This window comes from Brevibacillus sp. B_LB10_24 (assembly GCF_046036945.1).
Lineage (GTDB): Bacteria > Bacillota > Bacilli > Brevibacillales > Brevibacillaceae > Brevibacillus_C.
Window position 1 is genome coordinate 61519 of record NZ_JBJQOQ010000020.1, and the last position, 22987, is coordinate 84505.

The 22987-nt window shown below is 51.3% G+C and carries 23 protein-coding genes; 14 read left to right on the forward strand and 9 right to left on the reverse strand.

The window, feature by feature from the left end; all coding sequences use genetic code 11:
- Window positions 1-40: 40 nt before the first annotated feature.
- The 4 genes from ACI7RC_RS17645 to ACI7RC_RS17660 all read right to left on the reverse strand — a co-directional run bounded on the left by ACI7RC_RS17645 (window position 41) and on the right by ACI7RC_RS17660 (window position 4136).
- Window positions 41-1315: a TRAP transporter large permease gene (locus ACI7RC_RS17645; RefSeq protein WP_408109527.1), complete on the reverse strand. Its 1275-nt coding sequence runs from the start codon at window positions 1313-1315 to the stop codon at window positions 41-43.
- On the reverse strand, window positions 1312-1800 hold the full coding sequence (locus tag ACI7RC_RS17650) for a TRAP transporter small permease (RefSeq protein WP_408109528.1): 489 nt from the start codon (window positions 1798-1800) through the stop codon (window positions 1312-1314). The genes ACI7RC_RS17645 and ACI7RC_RS17650 overlap by 4 nt, the downstream gene beginning before the upstream one ends.
- Window positions 1801-1893: 93 nt before the next feature.
- Window positions 1894-2937 carry a TRAP transporter substrate-binding protein gene (locus ACI7RC_RS17655; protein ID WP_408109529.1) on the reverse strand — a complete coding sequence of 348 codons (1044 nt, stop codon included), beginning with the start codon at window positions 2935-2937 and terminating at the stop codon, window positions 1894-1896.
- 23 nt (window positions 2938-2960) lie between these two features.
- Window positions 2961-4136 carry a M20 family metallopeptidase gene (locus ACI7RC_RS17660; RefSeq protein WP_408109530.1) on the reverse strand — a complete coding sequence of 392 codons (1176 nt, stop codon included), beginning with the start codon at window positions 4134-4136 and terminating at the stop codon, window positions 2961-2963.
- 194 nt (window positions 4137-4330) lie between these two features.
- Between ACI7RC_RS17660 and ACI7RC_RS17665 the strand changes: the two genes are divergently transcribed.
- The 6 genes from ACI7RC_RS17665 to ACI7RC_RS17690 all read left to right on the forward strand — a co-directional run bounded on the left by ACI7RC_RS17665 (window position 4331) and on the right by ACI7RC_RS17690 (window position 10849).
- Window positions 4331-5941 (forward strand): PucR family transcriptional regulator, encoded by a 1611-nt coding sequence (locus ACI7RC_RS17665; RefSeq protein ID WP_408109531.1) that lies wholly within the window; start codon window positions 4331-4333, stop codon window positions 5939-5941.
- A gap of 240 nt (window positions 5942-6181) precedes the next feature.
- Window positions 6182-6892: a FadR/GntR family transcriptional regulator gene (locus tag ACI7RC_RS17670; RefSeq protein ID WP_408109532.1), complete on the forward strand. Its 711-nt coding sequence runs from the start codon at window positions 6182-6184 to the stop codon at window positions 6890-6892.
- A 20-nt stretch (window positions 6893-6912) separates the two neighbouring features.
- On the forward strand, window positions 6913-8028 hold the full coding sequence (locus ACI7RC_RS17675; RefSeq protein ID WP_408109533.1) for a polyamine ABC transporter substrate-binding protein: 1116 nt from the start codon (window positions 6913-6915) through the stop codon (window positions 8026-8028).
- A 19-nt stretch (window positions 8029-8047) separates the two neighbouring features.
- Window positions 8048-9148 carry an ABC transporter ATP-binding protein gene (locus ACI7RC_RS17680; RefSeq protein WP_408109534.1) on the forward strand — a complete coding sequence of 367 codons (1101 nt, stop codon included), beginning with the start codon at window positions 8048-8050 and terminating at the stop codon, window positions 9146-9148.
- Window positions 9115-10053, forward strand: coding sequence for an ABC transporter permease (locus tag ACI7RC_RS17685; protein WP_408109535.1), 939 nt, complete (start codon window positions 9115-9117; stop codon window positions 10051-10053). Before ACI7RC_RS17680 ends, ACI7RC_RS17685 begins: the two co-directional genes overlap by 34 nt.
- A gap of 1 nt (window position 10054) precedes the next feature.
- Window positions 10055-10849: an ABC transporter permease gene (locus tag ACI7RC_RS17690; protein WP_408109536.1), complete on the forward strand. Its 795-nt coding sequence runs from the start codon at window positions 10055-10057 to the stop codon at window positions 10847-10849.
- A 127-nt stretch (window positions 10850-10976) separates the two neighbouring features.
- On the opposite strand, the gene ACI7RC_RS17695 is transcribed toward ACI7RC_RS17690, so the two are convergent.
- The 4 genes from ACI7RC_RS17695 to ACI7RC_RS17710 are packed head-to-tail and all read right to left on the reverse strand — an operon-like array spanning window position 10977 to window position 14944.
- A complete protein-coding gene (locus ACI7RC_RS17695; RefSeq protein ID WP_408109537.1) occupies window positions 10977-12590 on the reverse strand; it encodes a DHA2 family efflux MFS transporter permease subunit in 1614 nt (537 codons plus the stop codon).
- Between the two features lie 11 nt (window positions 12591-12601).
- Window positions 12602-13840 (reverse strand): efflux RND transporter periplasmic adaptor subunit, encoded by a 1239-nt coding sequence (locus ACI7RC_RS17700; protein ID WP_408109538.1) that lies wholly within the window; start codon window positions 13838-13840, stop codon window positions 12602-12604.
- 10 nt (window positions 13841-13850) lie between these two features.
- Window positions 13851-14510, reverse strand: coding sequence for an efflux RND transporter periplasmic adaptor subunit (locus ACI7RC_RS17705; RefSeq protein ID WP_408109539.1), 660 nt, complete (start codon window positions 14508-14510; stop codon window positions 13851-13853).
- Window positions 14507-14944: a MarR family transcriptional regulator gene (locus tag ACI7RC_RS17710; protein ID WP_408109540.1), complete on the reverse strand. Its 438-nt coding sequence runs from the start codon at window positions 14942-14944 to the stop codon at window positions 14507-14509. The genes ACI7RC_RS17705 and ACI7RC_RS17710 overlap by 4 nt, the downstream gene beginning before the upstream one ends.
- A 191-nt stretch (window positions 14945-15135) precedes the next feature.
- On the opposite strand from ACI7RC_RS17710, the gene ACI7RC_RS17715 reads away from it, so the two are divergent.
- From ACI7RC_RS17715 to ACI7RC_RS17735, 5 genes are all read left to right on the forward strand, one after another.
- The gene (locus ACI7RC_RS17715; RefSeq protein WP_408109541.1) at window positions 15136-15777 is read left to right on the forward strand and encodes a GDSL-type esterase/lipase family protein; all 642 of its coding nucleotides are present in this window, start codon (window positions 15136-15138) and stop codon (window positions 15775-15777) included.
- A gap of 119 nt (window positions 15778-15896) precedes the next feature.
- Window positions 15897-16688 (forward strand): DUF4931 domain-containing protein, encoded by a 792-nt coding sequence (locus ACI7RC_RS17720; protein WP_408109542.1) that lies wholly within the window; start codon window positions 15897-15899, stop codon window positions 16686-16688.
- A 75-nt stretch (window positions 16689-16763) separates the two neighbouring features.
- Window positions 16764-17453: a metal-dependent hydrolase gene (locus ACI7RC_RS17725; RefSeq protein WP_408109543.1), complete on the forward strand. Its 690-nt coding sequence runs from the start codon at window positions 16764-16766 to the stop codon at window positions 17451-17453.
- A 214-nt stretch (window positions 17454-17667) separates the two neighbouring features.
- Window positions 17668-18369 carry a response regulator transcription factor gene (locus ACI7RC_RS17730; RefSeq protein WP_408109544.1) on the forward strand — a complete coding sequence of 234 codons (702 nt, stop codon included), beginning with the start codon at window positions 17668-17670 and terminating at the stop codon, window positions 18367-18369.
- Entirely contained in the window at window positions 18350-19744 is a 1395-nt protein-coding gene (locus tag ACI7RC_RS17735) for a sensor histidine kinase (RefSeq protein ID WP_408109545.1), read from the forward strand. Before ACI7RC_RS17730 ends, ACI7RC_RS17735 begins: the two co-directional genes overlap by 20 nt.
- Window positions 19745-19787: 43 nt before the next feature.
- Here the strand turns inward: ACI7RC_RS17735 and ACI7RC_RS17740 are convergent, their stop codons facing one another.
- Window positions 19788-20585, reverse strand: a complete 798-nt coding sequence (locus ACI7RC_RS17740; RefSeq protein ID WP_408109546.1) for a sensor histidine kinase — start codon at window positions 20583-20585, stop codon at window positions 19788-19790.
- A 179-nt stretch (window positions 20586-20764) separates the two neighbouring features.
- On the opposite strand from ACI7RC_RS17740, the gene ACI7RC_RS17745 reads away from it, so the two are divergent.
- Genes ACI7RC_RS17745 through ACI7RC_RS17755 form a run of 3 tightly spaced genes read left to right on the forward strand, consistent with a single transcriptional unit; the run spans window position 20765 to window position 22986 of the window.
- Entirely contained in the window at window positions 20765-21391 is a 627-nt protein-coding gene (locus tag ACI7RC_RS17745; protein WP_408109547.1) for an SCO family protein, read from the forward strand.
- Between the two features lie 45 nt (window positions 21392-21436).
- Window positions 21437-22336, forward strand: coding sequence for a cytochrome c oxidase assembly protein (locus ACI7RC_RS17750; RefSeq protein WP_408109548.1), 900 nt, complete (start codon window positions 21437-21439; stop codon window positions 22334-22336).
- Between the two features lie 29 nt (window positions 22337-22365).
- Window positions 22366-22986: an SCO family protein gene (locus ACI7RC_RS17755; protein ID WP_408109549.1), complete on the forward strand. Its 621-nt coding sequence runs from the start codon at window positions 22366-22368 to the stop codon at window positions 22984-22986.
- Window position 22987: the final 1 nt, after the last annotated feature.

Below are 22987 nucleotides of genomic sequence, written 5' to 3' on the forward strand. Positions count from 1 at the left end.
CTTTTTCAAGTAGATCAGTCATTACTTCGTTTGCGTGCCATTAATGAAACAGACTGGGCAGGAACGTTGACAGCGGCGGAAAGGCAATAGTCAAGGCCAGGACAGCGATCATCGCCAGCAAAAACGGAATGACTGCAATTGAGGCTTCAGAGAACTTCACCTCGGCAATTCGCGACGCGGTCATTAACGTCACACCCAGCGGTGGTGTGTTTGCCCCAATGCACAAGTTGACCACAAACATTACCCCGAAGTAAATCGGGTCGATCCCATACTGTTGAACAACCGGCATTAAAATCGGAATCAGGATGATAATCAGCGCGTTGCTTTCCATAAATGTGCCCAGCAGCAACAGCAGCAGGTTCAACAGAATCAAAAACACCCATGCATTAGGAGCAATGTTGACAAAAAACTCAGTCAGAAACTGGGGAATACGCTGGGTCGTAACAATCCAGGCAAACAGGCTGGAGATGGCGACGATCAATTGTACCGGTACGGAGATCCGAATCACCTGCATGACAATCTCCGCAATCTGGCCAATCCGAACTTCCTTATAGACGAAGGCCGACAGGATAAAGGCGTAAACCACGGCCAGTACGGCCGCTTCGGTCACTGTGACGATCCCCCCAAGAATCCCGCCTAGGATGATTACAGGGAGCATCAGCGGCGGCAACGCATCCAGGAATGACAGCACCAGTTCCTTAAGCGAGGCCCGGTCGCCTTTGCCGTAGCCGTTTCGTTTGCTTATGATAATCGAGATGACGATCAACGCTAGTGCCATCAGCACCCCCGGGATCAAGCCACCAATCAGTAAACCGCCAATCGAGATGTTCCCGGTTGCTCCCAAGATGACCATCGTCAAACTTGGCGGAATCAGCGAGGCCAAGATGCCGCAGCAGCCCTGCAGCGCAGCGGCGAACTTGGCCGAGTACTGTTTGGCTTTCATCGCCGGGATCATAATTGAACCAATTGCCGCAGTATCGCCGATAGCCGAGCCAGACAACGCCCCGAACAGCGTACTGCCGACGACGGTAACCGAGGCCAGCCCACCGGACACGTGACCAATCAACGCGTTGGCAAACCGCATCAGCCTTTGGGTAATACCGCCGTGTTCCATCAACACGCCGGCAAATACGAACATCGGCAATGCTAGAAACGAGAAGCTATTGATTCCCTGGGTAGCGCGTTGAGCGACCAGTGCGATGCTAAGATCATTGGCGACGAGGAATAACAGACATGACAGACCAATCGCGAAGGCAATCGGGATGTTAAACAAGATAAACAAAAACAAGCTGCCAAACAGCAGAAGACTCATCATGATTTATTCCCCCTTGCTTGCCACAGCGCTTGCACGGAAGTGTACATCTGCCCAAGCGACACAAGGGCAAGCAACAGACCGCCGACCATAATTCCCGCGTATTGCCAAGCGACGGAAATTTTCATCCCCGATGTCGTTGAACCCAGGGAAGTATTGACGATCAGAACACCGCCGTATGTCACCGTACAATTAAAGATAAATATGAATGCGGACCCTACCAACCTGACGTACTCCTGCCCCCGTTCAGGAAACCGCTCCACCAGCACGTCTATGCCGATGTGCTCCTGACGCTCCAACACCAGCACCGATCCCAGGAAGGTAATCCAGATCAGCAACAATAAAGATAGTTCCTCGGACCATACCAGCGGATAGTGTAAAAAATAACGGGAGATAACTTGTGCGAATATAACCAAGGTCATGGTCAGCAACATCGCCGTAAGCAACCATTTTAATAATCGTTGACAGAACTGTCTGATCAATCTCACTGATTCTCCCCCTCTAACCTGATAACAACGTGGCTTCACCAAGCCATCAGCCGGGGGAAGCCGTCGTCGTTGCGCTGCTTGGCAACGCAGTTGCTATTTAGAATATTGGCGCACGATGTCGATTAAATCTTTTCCGAACACGGATTCATACTTGGTCCAGACCGGCTGTACTTTTTCCCGGAACTCCTTGACGTCAGGTCTGGTTATCTTCATCCCGGCTTGCTCCAATTCGGCCAGCAGTTTTTCATCATCCTGGCGGATCATCTCCCGCTCTTTCTCTTTCCAAATCGCCGCTTTTTCCATAATCACTTTTTGGTAGTCCTCAGGAATCTGTCCCCATTTTTTGTCAGATATAGCCAGTACGGCTGAACCCCAGATATGGCCGGTCAGCGCCAGATGGCTTTGCACTTCCTGGAACTTGGAGGAATAAATCGTCGACAGCGGATTTTCCTGTCCGTCTACGATTCCTTGCTGCAACGAGGTGAACACTTCTGACAGCGGCATCGGCGTTGGCAAGGTGCCTAATTCCTTAAAAGTATCGATGCGCAGATCAGCATCAGGAACACGCAATTTCAATCCTTTCAAATCTTCTGATTTTTCTATCGGATTTTTCGAGTTGGTAATGTGCCGATAACCGCTCTCCCACCAGCTTAGCGCAAACAGCCCTTTTTCTTTCATCACTTCACCCAGTGCTTCTCCGAGTTTGCCGTCAACTGCCGCATATGCTTGCTCCCGTGTCGGCCAAGCGTACGGCAATTCTTCCACGATCATCCGCTTGTCCAGCGTCTGCAGTGCACCTGTACCGAACAGCCCCATTTCAATCGTGCCTAGCTGCATACCCTCGGCAACTTCCCGGTCACCACCTAATTGCGAGCTAGGGAATACTTGAATTTCCACCATTCCGTTCGTCGCTTCGGCGACATCTTTGGCCATTCCTTCTAGGGACTTTTGCCACGCGTGGTCGGCGGAGAAGACATGTCCAACCTTGAGAATGATTTTCTTGCCTGCTTCTGTCGAGCTGGCATTGGCCGAATTGCCCCCGGCTGCTGGTTGCGACGAGTTGGAGCAGCCGATCAAGGCGGCCGCCAAAACGAAGTGGAAGAGTAGTGCGGCCATTCGTGCAATACGTTTGTTCATGTTATATCCCCCTTGTTGTCTGTCTACTTTAAATAGCGTTTGGCAATCTCCACATACAAGTGAACTGCTTGCAGATAAGTATCTACTTCTACGTATTCATTGGTTTGATGGGCCAGTTCCGGTTTTCCCGGGCCGATAATGATGATCTCACCGTCCCCATATTGCGAGAACACAGACGCATCCGTAAAGTAATTTGCCCCCCGCTCCGCAACATTTGAAATCCCGTGGTCGGCCAGTGAGGCTTTGGCGACGTTGACCAACTCTGCATCACCAGACGTCATCACCGGCGGCAAATCGAGCAACAGTTGTACATCTACTGTCATTTCCGGATAACTGCGCATGATATCGGCGGCAATCGTTTGCATTGACTGCACAATCTGCTGGTGGTCCTGGCCGGGGATCGTGCGAATGTCGATTGTCATTTCGCCGTAGTCTGGAATGACATTGGTTTTCTTCCCACTGTTGATGGTCGTCACGGTCATTGTTGGCTCCGTCAGCAGGGGATGCTGGCCGCTGTGCCAGCCAATTTGCTGCAAGCGGTTTAAAAACAGATGTAACCCTTCAATGGCATTTACCCCTTCTTTCGGCATCGACGCGTGGGCAGTCCTTCCTTTGCTCTCAATTTGAACCCACATCACTCCTTTATGTGCAGTGATGAGTTGATTGTCGGTCGGCTCGGCAATGATCATCGCATCGAAGTGGGTGAGCTGGTTCTGTTCAATCATGACCTTGGCTCCTTCACTTCCTGTCTCTTCTCCAAAGGTTGCCGCAAATACTAACTCACCTTGCCAGTCACTTACCCCCTGCGGAAAATAAATAAACGCATATAACAGGGCTAACAGGCCACTTTTCATATCGCTTGAACCGCGTCCATACAATCGGCCATCGCGAATTTCGCCGGAAAAGGCAGGATGGCTCCACGCACTGTTGCCAATTGGCACAGTGTCCAGATGCCCGCAAAAGACCAGGCACTTTCCCGGCTTCTGCCCCATCCTCCGGGCGATCAGGTTAGCTCGTCCATCCGCTTGTTCATACAGTTCACAGGAGATCTGATGGGCTTGCAGCAATTCCTGGATTTGGCGGGCCAAGCGCAGTTCATTTCCCGGCGGATTAACCGTTTCACAGCGCACTGCCGTTTGTAGCCGGGCAACAACCTTCTGCTCTACTAACCAATCTGTCAGCAATTTGTTCATAATCATCTGAATTCTCCTACTGGTTTGATTTACGGACATAATACCAGTCGCGAGGCTGTGTTTGCTATTGACCAAAGAAATAAAAGTTGTCTCACTGATTTGTACCTTACATACAATTGACCATGTATATCAAGGAAAATCCTGGCTGGTGACGAACTATTTCGAATCATGTCATTAAATTGAAAAGAGGTTGATCGGTTTTGTACATAACGATTCGTGACATCTTGTGCCTGCAGGAGTTTAAGGAAGCAACTGTATTAGCTGGCCAAGGCGGATTGGAGCGGCTGGTGACGTCCGCTACTGTATTGGATGCGCCCGATGGCGTTAAATGGTTGAAAGGCAGCGAATTTGTCCTGACCACAACCTATCCGTTACAGCATTCATTTACACAATTGGACCAGTGGGTAAACGACCTGGCCGAGCGTAATGTAGCCGGACTCGGAGTAAAGCTCAATCGCTATCTGGCGGAAATTCCCCAACACATTATTCAATTAGCCGACAAGCTCAATTTCCCAATCATTTCGCTGCCGATCGAAAAGGCATGGGTCGAGTACCTCAACCCGATTATGTCCGAAATCCTCAATCATCGTACGAATAGATTGATGCGCTCCGAGGAGGTACACAGCAGGTTTACCCAGTTATTGCTTGCCAATGCGGGACTGCCTGATTTAGCTCAATTACTGCATCATTACGTAGACAATCCGCTCAGTATCGTCATCCGGCGGGATGCTGCCATGACAAGTGTTCCGGCAGATTTTCAACCCGGATGGCCAGTACTGGTTGAACGTCTGTCTGCCGGTTCCGACGAGATGCATACGTTCGATTCCAATCATCTACTGCTGCGGGTCAGCGGGGATGAAGGCAATTTTATTGTATTGCCATTTCATAACATGGGCGATCCAGAAGGATATATCGTGATCAAAGAAGAGCGGCCGATAGATCACGAAGATGTTGACTGTCTGCTGCACGCCAAAAACGCTGTGTCGCTTAAGGTTTTGCAGATGCAGACAGAGAAGGAGAATAAGAAACGATACCACAACGATTTTCTGCTCCGGCTGATCCATCAATCGATACGGGAGAGCAATTTTCTAGAATGGCAGCAAAAAGGATGGGAATTGGGGGTTGCGTTAGGGAAGGAGTACAGACTGGTTGCGATAAAACCAAACGTGTCACATGTCGAACAGTTGCACGATACAGTTGACTTGATTCAACGCCAGTTTGACGGACAAAAAAACGTGATGATCGGACTTGATCAAAATAATCACGTGATTGTCATGCTGCCAGTAGTCCAATCGACCGAAAGTGATACACATCCCTACAATTTATCGGCGCTGGCCCACTCCTTACAAAACAGTCTGCAAAATGCTACTTCACTGGGCATTAGCCGCCAACTGAGTGTGTTTGCCTTGCCGGAAGCGTACGAGCAGGCACTTAAAGCGCTGTACCACGGAATTCGGATTGCCGGTGAAGGCCATGTTCAGTATTACGATGAAATGGGAATCTATCGCCTGTTTTCCCATCCCGCGATGCAGGATGAACTGCGCCAGTACATCAGTGAACTGCTGCTTCCGCTGTTGCGATACGATCGAAGCAACCAATCCCATCTCGTAGAGACTCTGCGGATATTCCTGGAAAATGGTGGAAACTATCGCGAAACGGCAAAAGCGCTGTATATCCACCACAACACCGTCCGCTACCGGCTGGAACTGATCCAGAAACTAACTCGCTGCGATATTCTGCAGCCCAGTATCCGCCTGCAGTACCAATTGGCCTTGTTGTTATTGCCTTTGCACAAAGATCAACTTAGCTAGCTGCAAAATAGACTTGGTCGGCCTACTCTTGCCGCCCAAAAGGATAAGCAGACTCCAAACCGTTTTTTTCTTGCGATGATTTGTAACGGTACCAGCATAAACGATTCCGAATGAAATAATTGTTTGAACTATTGATAACATTTTGGTAGAATGGTCATCAGACAAGCCGATAAGCGGACAAGTCAATCACTTAACAATGTAAAGGGGGATTTATGAGTTTGCCGGGGAAAGGTGATGTGTATGCTTGAAATTAACCGCATTCAGAAGCGAAAAGTATCCGAAGAAATCGTAGGCGAAATAAAGCGTTTAATCAGCAAGGGCGTTTTTTTGACCGATCAAAAGCTCCCTTCCGAAACGGAACTGGCACACCAGTTCGGGGTGAGCCGATCCAGTATACGTGAGGCTCTCAGTATGCTGGCTTCAGCGGAAATCATCGAAACACGGCAAGGAGAAGGTACATACGTTCGAAAGGTTCAGATTGGGGACTATATTCATCCTCTCGTTTTGTCCATGGTGACGGAAAAGGAACAAGCGCTGCATTTACTGGAGATGCGGCAAATATTTGAAATAGGCACTGTTGAAATCGCTGCTGCCAGGAGAAATGAAAACGATCTCGCCGAATTGAAGCAGACCATTTTGGAGTTGGAAATGCAGCTCAAGCTGGGAGAGTCGGGAATGGAAGCAGATTTTCACTTTCATCGGGCGATTGCGGAGGCGACGAAAAATCCGCTGCTCATACAGACGATGGAGAACCTGACGCATGTCATGAAACAGAGCCTGGAATACACGCATTCCCACAATGTAGGCAATACGGAGAGGCGCTGGCGTGTTTTGAAGGAGCATCAAGAGATTTTTGCCTGTATCGAAAAAGGAGATTCACACGGCGCCGTTGCTGCTTTGAAGGAGCATTTGGAAAATGTAAGGAACAAGCTAAAAGCTTTAGATCATTAAAATGAATGGGGGACAAGCACTTGAAAAAAATTCTGAGCACTTTTTTGATACTGGGAATGATAGCGCTTACAGGCTGTGGGGTTCCAGCAGCGAAACCGCCTGGATCATCGGAAACGTCAAATCCGCCAGCCGCCTCATCTTCAGGCGAAGCAAAGGAAATCACTGTCGCAGGAAACGGCGGCAATATCGAAAAGACGATCCGCGATGTGGTAGCGCCTAAATTTACAGAGAAGACGGGAATCAAAGTGAACTTCATTGCCGGGCTCTCCGGTGAAATCTTGTCGAAAGTGGAACTGCAGAAGAATTCGCCAGAGATCGATATCGCGATGTATGTGCCGCTCGATGTTCAACGTGCGGAGAAAAAGGGACTGACGGAATCACTGGAGGAAAGCGCCATTCCCAATATGTCAAAACTGGATGACCGCTATATCTCAGTAGACAAGGTAGGGGTGCCCATCTTTGGGTATGTCATCGCACCGGCATACAATACAAAATCATTTGAAACCAACAACATTCCCCCGATTGAATCGTGGAATGACCTGATTCGCCCCGAGTATAAAGGAAAAACAGCTTTTACAGACATAGCCAATGACTGGGGCTTCACCATTCTCTACAACCTGGCTCAGGCGAATGGCGGAAGCTTGGACAACATGGAGCCGGGGCTGGAAAAAGCAAAAGAACTGGCCGCCTACTCTGATACCTTCTACAAAAACTCGACGCAAATGGTACCTGCCGTTCAACAAGGTTCAGCCGATGTAACCGTCATGGGCAGTTACACGATCGCTCAGATAGCGGGTTCAGGCGTTCCGTTAAAAATGGTCGTTCCGAAAGAAGGAGTGCCGCTCCAAGCATTTAGCGCCACAATTGTAAAAAATGCCCCGCACAAAAAAGCAGCGGAAGAGTTCGTGAACTACCTGATCAGTGAAGAAGGACAGCAGATGATCTCGGAAGGCGGTTTCTATCCTACCATCAAAGGGTTAAAACTTCCGGAAAAATTGGAACCCTTCATCGGAATCAAAGAGAATGACCCTGTGTTTAAGCCAGACATTGCAAAGCTTTCGGAAATCCGCGCCACATGGACTGACAGATGGGCGAAGGAAGTGACGCCGCTACTTGGAAAGAAAGTGAAAAAGTAACTTGAGTGGGAGGATTGCGATGCAAACGACAATTGCAAAAGACGTAGAGATCCGCAACGCCTACAAGTCGTATGGAGCAAACGTGATTTTAAACGGAATTGATCTGGAGGTGAAGCAAGGTGAGCTCCTCACCTTGCTCGGCCCTTCGGGGTGCGGAAAAACCACTACGCTGAACGTCATTGCCGGTTTTATCGACCTCGACCAGGGGGATGTTTTTATTAAAGGGAAGAAGATGAACAAGGTTCCTCCCTACAAGCGTGACCTGGGAATGGTCTTTCAGACGTACTCTTTGTTTCCGCATATGACGGTGTATGAAAATCTGGATTTTGGCCTTTCCCTGCACAAGGTGGCAAAGTCGGAGAAAAAACAGCGCATAGAAAGAGCGCTGGAACTGGTTAAGATGGTGGGCTTGGACGGCCGCTATCCACGCGAGTTGTCTGGCGGTCAGCGGCAGCGTGTCGCTATCGCCCGCGCACTTGTCGTTCAGCCGAAGCTGCTATTGCTTGATGAGCCGCTGAGCAATCTGGATGCGAAACTGCGCCACGAGCTGCGCGCCGAGATTAAACGGCTGCAGAAAGAGATAGGGGTAACGACGATCTTTGTCACGCATGATCAAGAAGAAGCATTATCCATGTCAGATCGGATTATCGTGATGAATCAAGGGAAGATTGAACAGGCAGGGACACCTACAGAGATTTATGAACACCCGGAGTCCGAATTTGTCTTCCAATTTATAGGGAAGTCAAATTCCTTGCAAGGGAAAATCAAATCTTTGGATCAGCAAGCGGTTCAGGTGCAGTTGAAGGACGGTTCGCTCGTGATGGTGGATGCGGCAAACAAGATGCGGAGTGAGTCCGGCTATCAGGCAGGAGATGAAGTAAAACTCTACATACGCCCCGAAAAAATAGAGATCGTTGCAGGCGGCTCATCATCGCCACTGCAGAATCAACATAAGGCAAGGGTAAGTCAGATGAATTACCTGGGTACTTCCTGGGAGATCGAGGTCGCTTGGCAGGATCATCTGTTTCAAGTGTTGTGTTCCGCTATTGATCCGAATTGGACCAAAGGGAGCGAGGTGACAATCGGATGGAAGTCATCAGACATGATGCTGATCAAATAACAGAGGCCGACTTGTCATCCGCCGCGGTGCAGAAGAAGCGCAGAAATTGGCGGAAGTTCATTCCTGCTTTTCTGCTCATGTCTCCTCTGATGTTGTTCATTATCGGTTTTTTTCTTGTACCAATGCTCTATATCCTCTACCTGAGCTTTATAAAGACAGAGGGATTGGATACCGCTAATGCCGTTTACAGCATAGAAAACTACATCCTGTTTTTTACCGACGCTTACTATCTATCCTCACTCTGGCTAACGGTTAAGATAAGCCTTTACACCGTAATTGTCTCTTTGTTAATCGGGTATCCTGTCGCCCTCACCTTGTCGAAATGCTCTCCTCGGGTAAGAGGATGGTTGACCCTGCTGATCGCATCGCCGCTCTTGGTAAGCATTGTCGTTCGCAACTTTGGCTGGTTTTTGCTGTTGTCGCCAAACGGAACGGTTAACCAGCTGTTGATGGCGACGGGACTTGTCGATTCGCCAGTGAAATTACTGTTTTCAGAAACAGGTGTCGTCATTGGCTTATCCAACGCCTATTTGCCTTTCATGATCCTGGCCATTGCAACGAACCTCTATAATATTGACCCCTCTCTCGTCAAAGCAGGTTCCATTCTCGGAGCAGGTCCTGTTCGTTCTTTTTTAAAGATCACATTGCCACTAAGCCTTCCGGGAATCGTTTCAGGCAGTGTACTCGTCTTCAGTATGTCGATGAGCGCTTATGTTACGCCGGCGCTGATGGGAGGGGCCAATGTGCCGATGCTGCCGGTTGTGGCCTACGATCAGATCCTTAATTTGCTCCGCTGGACATACGGCTCGGCCATTTCTTATGTCCTGCTTGGCGTCACCCTGATTTCGGTGACCGTGGTTACCCGCATGTTCGAAAGAGGCAAGTTCAGGGAGGTGTTCCGCTAAAATGAAGCTGGCTGCCAAACTGAGAATCGTCATTACCGGACTTGCCATTCTGTACATCATTATTCCGCTTTTGGTGACCATTCCGGCGTCATTCACGGAAGCGAGCTTCCCCAGCTTTCCGCCGCAAGGATTTTCGCTTGAATGGTATGCCAAATTGTTAAACAGACCGGAATTTGTCAGCGCCTTTCTCAATAGTGTTCAGTTCGCCTTGATCACCGCCGTCATCTCGGTGGTCCTGGGGACGATGAGTGCAGTGGCCATTGCCAAATACGATTTACCGGGGAAGTCGTACATCATCTCATTCTTAACCTCGCCATTGACCGTACCGCAGTTGGTACTGGGGGTAGCTCTCCTGATTTATTTCACCCCGATGATGCTGGCAGGTACATCGACAGGGCTGCTCATCGCGCACATCATTATCAGTGTTCCGTACGTCATGCGTTACGTGCTGACTGGATTGAACGGCTTTGACTATACGCTGGAGCGGGCGGCGATGATTTTGGGGGCAAATCCTGCCAAAGTATTTTGGAAGGTGACCATGCCTATCATTCGTCCGGCCATTTTGTCAGGTGCGCTTTTTGCCTTCTTGACGTCGTTTGACAACGTAACGGTGTCGCTCTTCATGGTTTCCACGGATACCAGAACCCTGCCCATCGAGATCTTTTCGCACATGCAGGATGCCTACGATCCGTTGGTTGCCACCGTTTCAAGTGTAGTGATTTTCATCTCTGTTCTGTTCATTGTCATCCTGGAAAAGCTGCACGGGGTAGGGCGTTTTTTCGGAGGCACTCAGTGAATGTAAACCAAAAGGGCATGTTTCGCACATGCCCTTCGTTTTTTGCCGTAACTGATATTGAAACACCGTTCACATCGGATAGAAGGTCAGCCCGCTTTTCCTTACTCGCAATCTAATCTATGCAAGTTTAGTTGCCCGGAGCTGCTTCAAGCGGCTTCTGAGCCGGCACGGATGCCGGCGCCGGCGCCGGAACCGGTGCAGAAGGTGCCTTCTTTTTTCTTAAATAGAAGAGCACAAGCGGGATGCAGGCAAACACTGGCATCGCAGAGATGAAGAAGGTATCGCCAATGGCCCTGACCATCGCCTCCTGCTGAATCACGCCTCCCAGCGTAGACATCGCCGCCGCCTGCGCCGAAGCCGCGTCAAGCCCGCCTTGGGCCAGCATCGCCGAGAGCCCTTGCAGCGTTTGATTGGCGGTATCGTTCGTCACCGAGACGCCTTCTGCGATCACGGCTCCGTGCCAGGTCGCACGAGTCGTCATGATCGCCGTCAGGATGGCAATGGACAGCGAGCCCAGCACCTGCCGGATCACGTTGGACAGCGGAGATGCCCTCCCGACGAGGTGCTTCGGCACCGCGTTCATCCCGACGGTAGACAGCGGCATCATACACAGCCCGATCCCGATACCGCGAATCGTCACCAGGATGTTCAGCCAGTGGGTTGGCGTGTTGACTTCCAGAAGGTGCAGATCATAAGTGGTAATCCCGACAATCGTCAATCCGACGATTCCCAGTGGAACCACGCCCACCTTGTCAAACAGCCTCCCGCTAAGCGGCATCATCAATGCCATCGCAATCGATTGCGGCATCAACAGAAGACCTGTCTGGATCGCCGACATCCCCAGGATGTTCTGCAGGTAGATCGGCATCAGGAAGATCCCCCCGAACATCCCCATCGTGACAAGTCCCGAGGAGATGACGCTCAGGCTGAATTCGGGAATCTTGAACAAGCGCAAATCCATCAACGGCTGTTCCTGGCCGAGTTCCACCCAGATGAACAAAATCAGGCTGAAAAACCCGGTAAACAGCAAGCTGACAATGTACAGGGAGGTCCATCCCTCTGACTGGCCTTTGCTCAGTGCCAACAGAATCGTCCCAAAGGCGATCATTGACAACACCGTACCCAGTTTGTCAAAGAACGCATTTGGCTTTTTCGGCGTCTCCTTGAGCAGGATCGAGATCATCACAATCGCCACGATTCCCAGCGGCACGCTTAAGAAGAAAAGCAGGCGCCAACTGAAGTACTGGACGAGGTAACCGCTGAGGGTAGGCCCGATGGCAGGCGCGGACATGGAGGAAATCCCCCATAGTCCCAGCGCCATCCCGATCTTTTCGCGAGGAATAATCATGTAGATGATCGACATCCCCACCGGCATGATCAGCCCGCCGGCAAGTCCTGTGAGAATCCGGAAGGCGATCATGCTGCTATCGCTCCAGGCAAATCCGCACAAGAAAGAGCCTGCCGTAAACCCGGTGATGGACAACAGCAAAATCCTCTTATAGCCAAATTTGTCGCCAAGGTAACCGCTCAGGGGAATGACCACAGCCGAAGCCAGCATGTATCCGGTCAAGACCCACTGCATGGTATCCGTGGTCGAGCCGAACACCGTGACCAGCTTGGGCAGAGCGACGTTGAGCAGACTGCTGTTAAGAACGGCGACAAACGTACCAATGATGATTGCCACAAGCGCTAACCACTGTTCTGAACCTACCTGACTGCTGTTTTCTTTCGCTTGAGACACGCGATCGCCTCCTACTGAACCCGGACGCTGCTGCCGTCAGTCAACTGGTCGCCAGGGTTAAGTACGATTTGTTCGCCATTTTGTACTCCGCTTTTTACGTATACCCAATCCGCATTTTTCGGTTCGGTAGACACTTCAGCTTGGTGCACAACACCGGCGTCCACCTTGAAAATGTAGGTTTTCCCATCTTTGGTCAACAGTGCTGAAGCAGGCAGCTCAATGCGCTGCTCTTCCGGTTTGTCGGTGAAGTAGACTTGCGCCACCATCCCCGCCTTGAGCAAGCCATCCGGGTTGTCAACAATCACTTTAACCGGGAAAGTGCTGCTGTTTTGATCGGAGACCGGGCTGATAAAATCGACAGTCCCCTGGAACGTCTTGTCAGGCAATCCATCCACCTTCACACTTACATGGGAACCTTTTTTGACTTGATTGATCTGCTCCTGGGGAACACTTGCCTCGACTTTTACCTTGTTCATGCTGACCACTGTCATCAGCGCTACTCCCGGCTGGGCCATTTCCCCCGGATCGACTGCCCGGCTGACGACTTCTCCGTCAATCGGCGCTTTGATCGCGGTGTTGGCCAGTGCCGTCTCCGCTATGTTCAGACTCGTACGGGAGCGTTCCACCTCTGCGGCAAGCGCCTGGATCGAAGCTGGCGTCGCTCCTTCCTGTGCCAGGTCGAGCTGCGCTTTCGCCTGGTCGTAACCGGCCTTGGCACGCTCCAAATCAAGCGCCACCTTATCCAGGTCGGCCTGGGAAATCGCTCCGGAATCAAACAGCGATTTCATCCGGTCGTATGTTTTTTGCGCGGTGTCGAGACTTGCTTTCGCCTGGTCCACGCCGCTTTGCAGTTGGGCGATCTGCTGGGAACGGGAGCCCGCCTTCAAATCGGCCAAACGCGCCTCGGCTCCGGAGATTCCCGCCCTTGCTTGCTGCACCTGCTGGACGTAATCATCCGATTCCAGTTGTATCACTGTCTGCCCCTTGGTTACTTTCGACCCTTCGTCTACCTTCACTTCGGCGATTTTGCCGGCGATTTTCGATACGACTTGAACAGACTGAAAAGGGGCGACCTTCCCGCTTGCCATCAGGCCGCTGCTTCCGGCACTGGCCACCTTGATTACTTGTACCGCCGGCAGGTCCTGCTGGCTGGCGCTTGCACTGGGATCACTGCAACCAGTAAAAATCAACGCAGAAGCGGAAAGGAGCGTAAACACGACAAACGAATTGAAATAAGTTTTCTTTATCATGTACGTCACCTTAATTTCCTTTCAAATGGATTTTGATCACAGCATTCGCACCCGCGAACAGGTGGGCATCTGGATTCGCATCAATCGAGATTTTAATCGGAACGCGCTGCGTTACCTTGGTGAAGTTGCCGCTAGTGCTTGTCGCCGGCAACAGCGAAAAGGTGGAGTTGGTCGCTTGGCCGATCTCCATTACCTTGCCGTGGAACTTCTGTCCCGGGAAGGCGTCAACCGTAAAGTCTACATTTTGTCCGAGACGAATCTTGTGCATTTCCGTCTCTTCAAGGTTGGCTTGAATGTACAGCTTGCTCTCATCGACGACCATGGCTACCGCCTGGCCCGGGGAAACGACTTCCCCTACTTTGGCGTTTGTCTTAATCACTTTTCCGCTAATTGGAGCGCGCAGAGTGGCGTTTTCCAATTGGTTCGTCGGCAGATTGGTTGTGTCTTGCTGACCGACGATCTGATCAGCGACTACAGTGTCACCTTCGGAAATCGACAGGCTGGTCAATTTTCCGGAGATTCTCGGCATCACGCGGTAGATGTCACCCGAGATGCGGGCGTCTTCTGTAGAAACGTAGTTGGCACCTTGATACCAGTAGTAGTAGCCGATCCCACCTCCCGCCAGGACCATCACGATCAGGATCACGAAAAGTACGATCTTTCTCTTCATGGTTTCTCCTCTACTTTCTTCTCCAATTGAATTGTCAACATTTGCAGTGTTGTAATGGTGTTGTCTAGCTGGCTATCTGTGAGACCCAGCAGCATTTGTGAGTAGTACTCTTCCTGAAAAAGCGGAACTTGTTTCTTTATTTGGGCAAATTTATCTGTTTTGGTAATCCACACTACCCGCCGGTCCTCATGGTCCCTCGACCTTTGCACGAAATTATCCCTCTCCAGACGATCGATAATCCCTGAGACCGTGCTGTAGGAGAGCTGAACCTCGCAGCTGATCTGACCGATCGTCTTCCGCTCATTCATAACGCAGCGCAAAACCATCATTTGCGGCATCGTCAAGCCGAACTCGGCCAATTCTTTCGAAACAATCAGCCCCATCAATTTATTCAAATTCCGCAGTAGATCCCGGATGATTGCCGCTTTTCCCAACGTTCCTCCCTCCTCTTGATTTATTTCGGAGCAGAAAATTTCTTACACGAAACAATATTATAGTGGAAAATCTGGCCTATGCAAGTATTTTTTTTGCCGAAATGCGCATTCACCTGTGTCCAATTTCACCAATCCTCATACGATGGCAACAGGACGAAGCAAACTTTAACGGAAAAAACGGGGTGATTATTTTGCCAACACCTCCCATTCATTACACCGCCATCGGCGACTCCATCACAGTCGGGATCGGGGCCTTGTTCAACTACGGATTTGCCTATCAGTTCAGGGATGCCCTGAAAAAGGACCTTCAGGCCCGCATCGTCTTCCAAAACGTCGGGAAGTCAGGAATTACCAGCAGGGAGCTCTTGCAGCTCCTGCGGAAAAAAACCGAGATGCAAAAAGCAATCGCCTCCGCGCAGATCATCACCTGTTCCATCGGGGGAAACGATTTGCTGCAGGCGAGCAGCCACTTTTTTACAAGGTCCCAGGATGCTGTATTTGAACGGGTATTTCATAACTTCAGAATCAATCTGGAAGCCATTCACGGTACGATCAAGAAAATAAAAAACGACGCTTCCTCCCCGTACATGATTCGCTACCTGGAACTGTACAATCCGTTTCCTGATATGAAGTTTGCCGTGAAGTGGGTGAAGCGCTTCAATGGGGCATTTGACGGATTGGTTGACAAACAGACCGCAATCGCGCCGGTCTATGCGGCGTTTTTGGGGCAGGAGTCGCACCTCTTGTTCCTCGATCACAAGCATCCCAATATGGAGGGACACCGTGTGATCGCCCACGCGGTGCAGCAGCTGGGCTACCAGCCGATCAGATAAGCTGCACAGCAAAACAGGACATGCCTGCAGGCACCCGACTCATTCCTCTTGGCACGAATTTGCGCTATAATTATCATAATTTCGTCACATCCTTTCATTACACAAAGCAGGGTGAAAACATGTCCTCTTCATTTACACATCTTCTCTTTGACACCCGGATCGGTTCGCAAAAACCGGAGAGCATTCGCAATCGAGACACCAAATGCCCTTTTTGCGACCGGACCCAGTTGGATGAGATATTGGCGGAACACGGACCGATTCTGCTCGTTAAGAACAAGTACCCTGTCCTGCAGGACTCCTTTCAAACCGTCTTGATCGAGACTGACGAATGCGAATCAGAGCTGTCCATCTATAAAAAGGAACATTTGCACAAGCTGATCCGCTTCGGCGTAGAGAAATGGCTGGAAATGGAGCGCAGCGGACAGTACGCCTCCGTTCTTTTCTTCAAAAACCACGGGCCGTATTCGGGCGGCACCATCCGCCATCCGCATATGCAGATCGTCGGCCTGAAGCATATCGACTACAGAAATCAGCTTGATTCATCCCAGTTCGAAGGGCTGGTCATCGACCGGATGCCGGGGGTGGAGTTTAACCTTTCGACCAGGCCCCGGGTGGGATTTTTCGAGTTTAACGTGATCTTGTCCCAGCTTGAAAGACTGGATCAGATGGCGGATTATATTCAGACGGCAGCCCACTACGCATTAACTGATTTTCATAAAAACTGCAACAGCTACAATCTCTTTTTTTATCAGTTCGAGGGTCAGATCGTGGCAAAAGTGGTTCCCCGTTTTATCACATCTCCGCTTTTTATCGGTTTTGCCATTCCACAGGTGGCTACACGGGGCGAGGAAGTCGTCGCCGAGATCCGCAGCAAGTACTACCGCGACAAAAACCTGCCTGCAGCCACTTAACGAAAGTTGACAGGATTTTTTTCCCATCTATAATCAAGGTTAGGTGTAAACGCGTAAAAAGAAGGAGGAAGCGGAATGAAAATCACTTACCACGGTCACTCGTGTGTACAAATCACCCATCAGGAGACTTCCCTCATCATCGATCCTTTTCTTTCCCCGAACCCGCAAGCCAAGGCAAAGCCGGAAGACATTCAGGTCCAGTACGTGCTGCTCACGCACGGCCACGCCGACCACATCGCCGATGCCGCCGAGATTGCCAAGCGCAACAACGCGACGGTCATCGCCACCTTCGAGCTGGCAAACTACATGAGTTGGCAGGGCGCCTCCACCTTTGCGCTCAATTTAGGCGGATCCTACACCTTTGATTTCGGACGTGTCGAAATGACCCAGGCATTCCACAGCTCCGGAGTCGTCCTGGACGATCAGAAAAACATCATTTATATGGGCATGCCGGGTGGATTCGTCCTCACGCTCGGCGACAAGACCTTGTACCACGCCGGGGATACCGGATTGTTCGGCGACATGAAGCTGATCGGCGAAAAACACAGCATCGATCTGGCCTTTCTCCCGATTGGGGACACCTTCACCATGGGACCTGGCGACGCATTGAAGGCAGCCGAATGGGTCCGGGCCAAAGCAGTCATCCCGATCCATTACAACACGTTCCCGGTGATCGAACAAAACCCGCAGCAATTCGTCTCAGACCTTGAGGCCAAAGGAATCAAGGGTGCTGCGCTCGCTCCTGGAGACACATACGAACTGTAAGACGTCTATGGGCACTTCCCGGCGAACGGGAGTGCCCTTTCTTGTGCCCGCAAACGGCACGGCCCGCCGATTCCGCGAATTTCCAAGGTTTCTCCCTTTTGGCGGGGCTCTGTTCTATGTTACGCTTCCCATGTTTCCGATTTGTAACGACTTTTGCAATCCCGCAGTCTACAATGAAAAGAACGGCTGTTGAACTGAAATAAAGGTGATGGAAATGAAGGTTCTTTTGCTTGAAGATGAAAAATCAATCCGCGATTTTGTCAAGATCAACCTGAAGCGGCACGGCTTTGCCGTAACCGAGGCCTCGACCGGAGAGGAAGCGCTGGAGCTTGCCAGGCTGGACAGCGGGATCCGGATCGCCATCCTCGACGTCATGCTCCCCGGCATTAGCGGGTTTGAAGTGTGCGAGACCTTGCGCAAGAACGATCCGCGCATGGGGATTATCATGCTGACGGCTAAGGGACAGGAGCTGGACAAAGTACACGGACTGGAAGCCGGAGCCGATGATTACGTCGTCAAGCCGTTCAGTCCCGCCGAGTTGGTCGCCCGGGTCAAGGCTCTCCTGCGCAGGATGGATCCGGAAGGCAGCAAAGAGGGAGGCATCAAGGTCGAACCATTTACCCTCTACCCGGACGAGCGGAAGCTGCTCAAAGGGTATCAGGAGATTGAGCTGACGCCAAAGGAATTTGCCATCCTGACGCTGCTGGCGAAAAACCTGAACAAAGCGGTGAACCGCGACGATATTTTAAACACTGTGTGGGGGCAGTTTTACGTGGGGGATTTGAAGATCGTCGATGTGAATATCAGGCGGATCCGGCAAAAGATCGAAGACGATCCGTCTCATCCGAAATACATCGAAACTGTGTGGGGATACGGCTACCTCTGGAGGAAACAGCATGCGGATGAAAGGGATTAAGGGAAAGCTGGTATTTAATTTCAGCATGATTATCCTCACCATCGTGCTGATTCTCGAGGGGCTGTTTATCTTTACCGTCCGGCAGTACTATTACGGGGTTGCTACGCAGGCACTGGCCAACCGGGCGACCACTTCGACCTCTTTTTACAACCACTACGTAGAGGATTACCGGCTCAAGGACAGGGCCAAATCCATTCTGGAGAACATCTCCCAAAACGAAATCGCCAAGGTAGAGATCATCGACCCGCAGAAGAATCTGCTGTTGGATTCTTACGGATTCGCCTCCTTAAAACAGGTCGACACTCCTGACGTCACGGCTGCCTTGTCGGGAAAGACAGGAATCTGGACTGGCAGAAACAAAGAGACCGGAGAGCGGATCATCGCCGTATCCAATCCGCTGAAAGCCGGGGAAAAGGTAGTCGGTGCGCTGCGGTACACCGTGTCGGCGGAAGCACTGGATGAAGTGGTCGGAAAAGTCACGTTGGCTGCCATCCTGATCGGTCTTCTGGTCGTCATCATCTTTTTTGCCGTCAGCCTGATGCTGGCCAACAGGATCATCAATCCGATCCGGGAGCTGACCGAGATCGTGGGGCAGATGGCAAAGGGCTCCTTTACCAGGCGGGCCGTCAAGCGCAGCGACGACGAGATCGGGACGCTGGCCGAGACGTTTAATTACATGGCCGACGAGCTGGGCGAAACGGAAAAGCTAAAAAACGATTTTATCTCGACGATCTCCCACGAGCTGCGAACTCCGCTCACCTCGATAAAAGGCTGGAGCGAAACCCTTCTCTCCGGCAGCCTGGACGACCATGAGGAGACCATTCAGGGCCTGGAGGTCATCGCCAAGGAGACAGAGCGCCTGGGCGGCCTGGTCGAGGAGCTGCTCGATTTTTCCAAGTTCCACACAGGCAAAATGGCGATTCACCGCCAGCCGATCGACATAAAACCCCTGCTGGAAGACATTCGTCATCAGTACAGTTCTCATGCGAGACGAAGAAACATCGCCCTCTACTTCCGCCTGCAGCAGGGAGCGCTTATGGTAAATGGAGACGAAAACCGGTTGAAACAGGTATTTGTCAACCTGTTGGACAACGCCTTCAAATTTACGCCGGAACACGGAGAGATACAGGTCGCCACGGAGCATCGTAACAGGGAAATCCGCATCGTCATCGCGGACAACGGCGAGGGCATCCCCCCGGAGAACCTGCCGAAGGTGACGGAGAAGTTTTACAAGGGCAGCTCCAAACGGCCAGGCAGCGGACTCGGCCTGGCGATTTGCCAGGAAATCATCCAGCTGCACGGAGGCGGGCTGATCATCGAGAGCTCTCCGGGACTAGGCACCCGGGTTGCGGTTGCACTGCCGTCTTTGGACTGATCCTGGCGGCAGCGGCGTCATCTAAGCTCGTGACAGCTTCGTGCTAGCTTTTTATGCCGCCGGTCAGGATCAGTTCCGTGCCGCCTGCTTTGGCCTTGTCCAGCCTGAAAGCCGCCCCCAGCTTTTCCGCCCGCTCCCTGATCATCGTCAGGCCGTACCGCTGCCTGTCCGCATCTTCCAGGCGAATGCCGCGGCCATTGTCCGTAATCGCCAGCTGCCAGCCCTCACGTCCGATCTCCAGCCGGATGGCTGCCTGACTAGCCCGCGAATGCTTTTGGATATTGGTAAACGCCTCTTGTATCACCCCGAATAACTGCACTTCCTCATTCGGCGAAAAAAAGCCGTCTACTTCATCCAGCGCTTGTTTCACCTCAATCCCGGTTACGAGACTCCATTCGGAAAGCCACGTGTTGATGCGGGCAGCAAGCGACGCCCCCTCATCAGGGGATGAACGCAGGTTAAAGATTGCCTGCCTCAGGTTGTTGTCGATTTCCGTAATCGCCGCTTTGGCTTCTTCAAGACGCCCCTGCTTCACTTTTACATTCAGCAAAAACAGCGTCTGCGCGATGTTGTCGTGCAGTTCGCGGGCCAGCCTTTCCCGCTCCTCGTAGACGGCCCTCCTGGCCTGCAGCTCAGCCAGCCGCTTGTTCATCCGTTCGATGGTTTGAAACATCTTGGTGGCAAAGATATACGATAGCAATAGGGTAAGAAGAGTAATATAATAGTTCCCAGCTTCCATCGACAGGTAATTCAGCAGAATACCGTGCCGAATGAATTCAAATCCGCCAATAATCAGCGGCGGCAAAAGGATAGTCCGGATTTTCCATTTCCGGTATGTCATGGCAGCCACCTCCCCAGGGCTATGATAATACGCAAATTTGCAAGGCCGCAGACGGCAAGTTAGACGTTTTTGTGAACACCGCACATTATTCGGGGCAAATAGCCCAAAAGAGTCATCGGTCTGCACCGGCTTACTTTTATAATATAGGTAGCACGGATCTATTAGGAGAGGAGATCACCATGTCGAAAACCAATACAGCCAAACCGACTGTACTCATCTTCATCGGCGTGCTGCTGCTCATCGGGGCAGCCTGCCTGGTATTTGTCCTCACAGGGGCAAATTCATCCTCGTCGTCCGATTCCAGCGACCTGTCCAAGCTGGACTGGTATGTCCCGGACTTCACCTATACGAATCAAGACGGCAGTCCATTCGGTCTCTCCGACCTGAAGGGTCGTGTCTGGATTACCGATATGATCTTTACAAACTGCCGAACCGTTTGCCCGCCCATGACGGCCAACATGGCTCAACTGCAGCAGAAGCTGAAGGAAAAAGGGGTTGAGGCCGACATCGTCTCGTTCAGTGTCGACCCGGAAAATGACACTCCGGATGCGCTCAAGGCCTACGGCGAAAAATTCTCAGCCGATTTTAACCAGTGGCACTTCTTGACGGGATACACGCCCGAGCAGATCGAAGAGCTCTCCTACAACGCCTTTAAAGCCACGCTGCAAAAAGAGCCCGACTCCGATCAGGTGATTCACGTGACTACCTTCTATTTAGTGGATAAAACGGGGAAAATAGTAAGAAAATACGACGGTCTTAACCCTCCGTATGATACCATTGTCAAGGACATCAAAGCATTCAAGTAACACTGGACCTTTCTATCAGCCAATTTTAGAAATGGGGTCTTGCTTATGGCGTTAAAAGATTTCTTATCCTACTACGGCTTTCAGGTCGTTTGGAGTCCCGATGTCATCCTGATCACGCTGTTTATCGCGACCGCCTACGTGCTGGTGATCACCCGGTTTCGAGATTACTTCCCAGACTCGGCTCCAGTTAAACTGTATCAAAAAGTATTGTTTTTCCTGGGGCTGCTGCTCTTCTACATCGGGATGGGCAGTCCGCTTCACCTGATCGGGCATTACATGTTCAGCGTTCACATGGCTCAGCAATCCCTTTTGTATTTCATCATGCCGCCTTTGATCTATTTCGGCACCCCCGTCTGGGTGTTCCGCGCCGCGTTTCGGCCCAGTATAGTCAGAAAGGCTGCTGCTGTGCTGACCAATCCGATCTTTACCGTTCTGTTTTTCAATATGACGTTCTCGTTCTATCATTATCCCGGCATCTTCGATAAGGTCATGGAAAACTACCTGCTGAACAATTTCTTTCACTTTACCCTGATCGCCGCCGCATTCTTGATGTGGTTCCCGGTGCTCTGCCCTGTTCCGGAAATGAACAGACTTTCCGAACTCCGCAAAATGGCCTACATCTTTATCAACGGCGCATTGCTGCTGCCGGCTTGCGGGTTGATCGTCTTCGCCGGTACGCCCGTTTACTCCACCTATATAAACGGCCCGCTGATGCTGTGCTCGCCGTTTTTTACCGCGAACCTGGACGGCGGCCCCAAACTGTTGACCTCGCTTTCTATCATCAACGACCAGCAGTTGGGCGGCGTGCTGATGAAGCTCATTCAGGAGGCGGCCTACAGCTCGGCTCTGGCCTACAACTTCTTCAAGTGGTTTAACAAAGAGAAGACGACCGATACGATCGATTCGCCAATCGATATTGATTCTCCTGATCCGCAAAGGACATAGACAAACAAAGGGAAAGGAGGAGACGGCAAATGGTCGTCCGACAGACCGGTTGGAATAAAAAGAAAGCCGACCTGCTGATCGTGATCCTGATCGTCCTGGTATTCGCCGGGCTCTTCTTCTGGGTCTGGTGGGGAAATACCAGATCCGCGGGCAATCAACTGCCCGACGTGACGATGAACACAATCCAGGGGCAAGCTTATCCGCTGCAGGAAACGAACGGCCGCGTGCGATTGCTGGAATTCATCTATACGCATTGTCCTGACGTGTGCCCGGTCACTACCATGAAGATGGTAGAGCTGCAGGAACAGCTGAAAAAACAGGGCATCTTCGGAAATAAAGTAGAGTTCGTCACGATCACGATCGACCCTGAAAACGACACACCGGAGATACTGGAAGAGTACGCCCGGCGCCTCAAGATGGATCAAAGCGGTTGGACGATCCTGAGAGGGACGGAGGGCCAAACCAAGGAGGTTACGCAAGCTCTCCAGTTTTACTCGGAAAAGGCGGATGGCGGACTGATCTCCCACTCCACCATCACTTACCTCGTAGACGAAAACAACAACATCCGCGAAAAATTCGGAATGGGAGCAAGCCTTGATACAAATGAAATCCTGTCGGCGATCGACAAGTTAGTCGGGAAAGGAAGTTGAA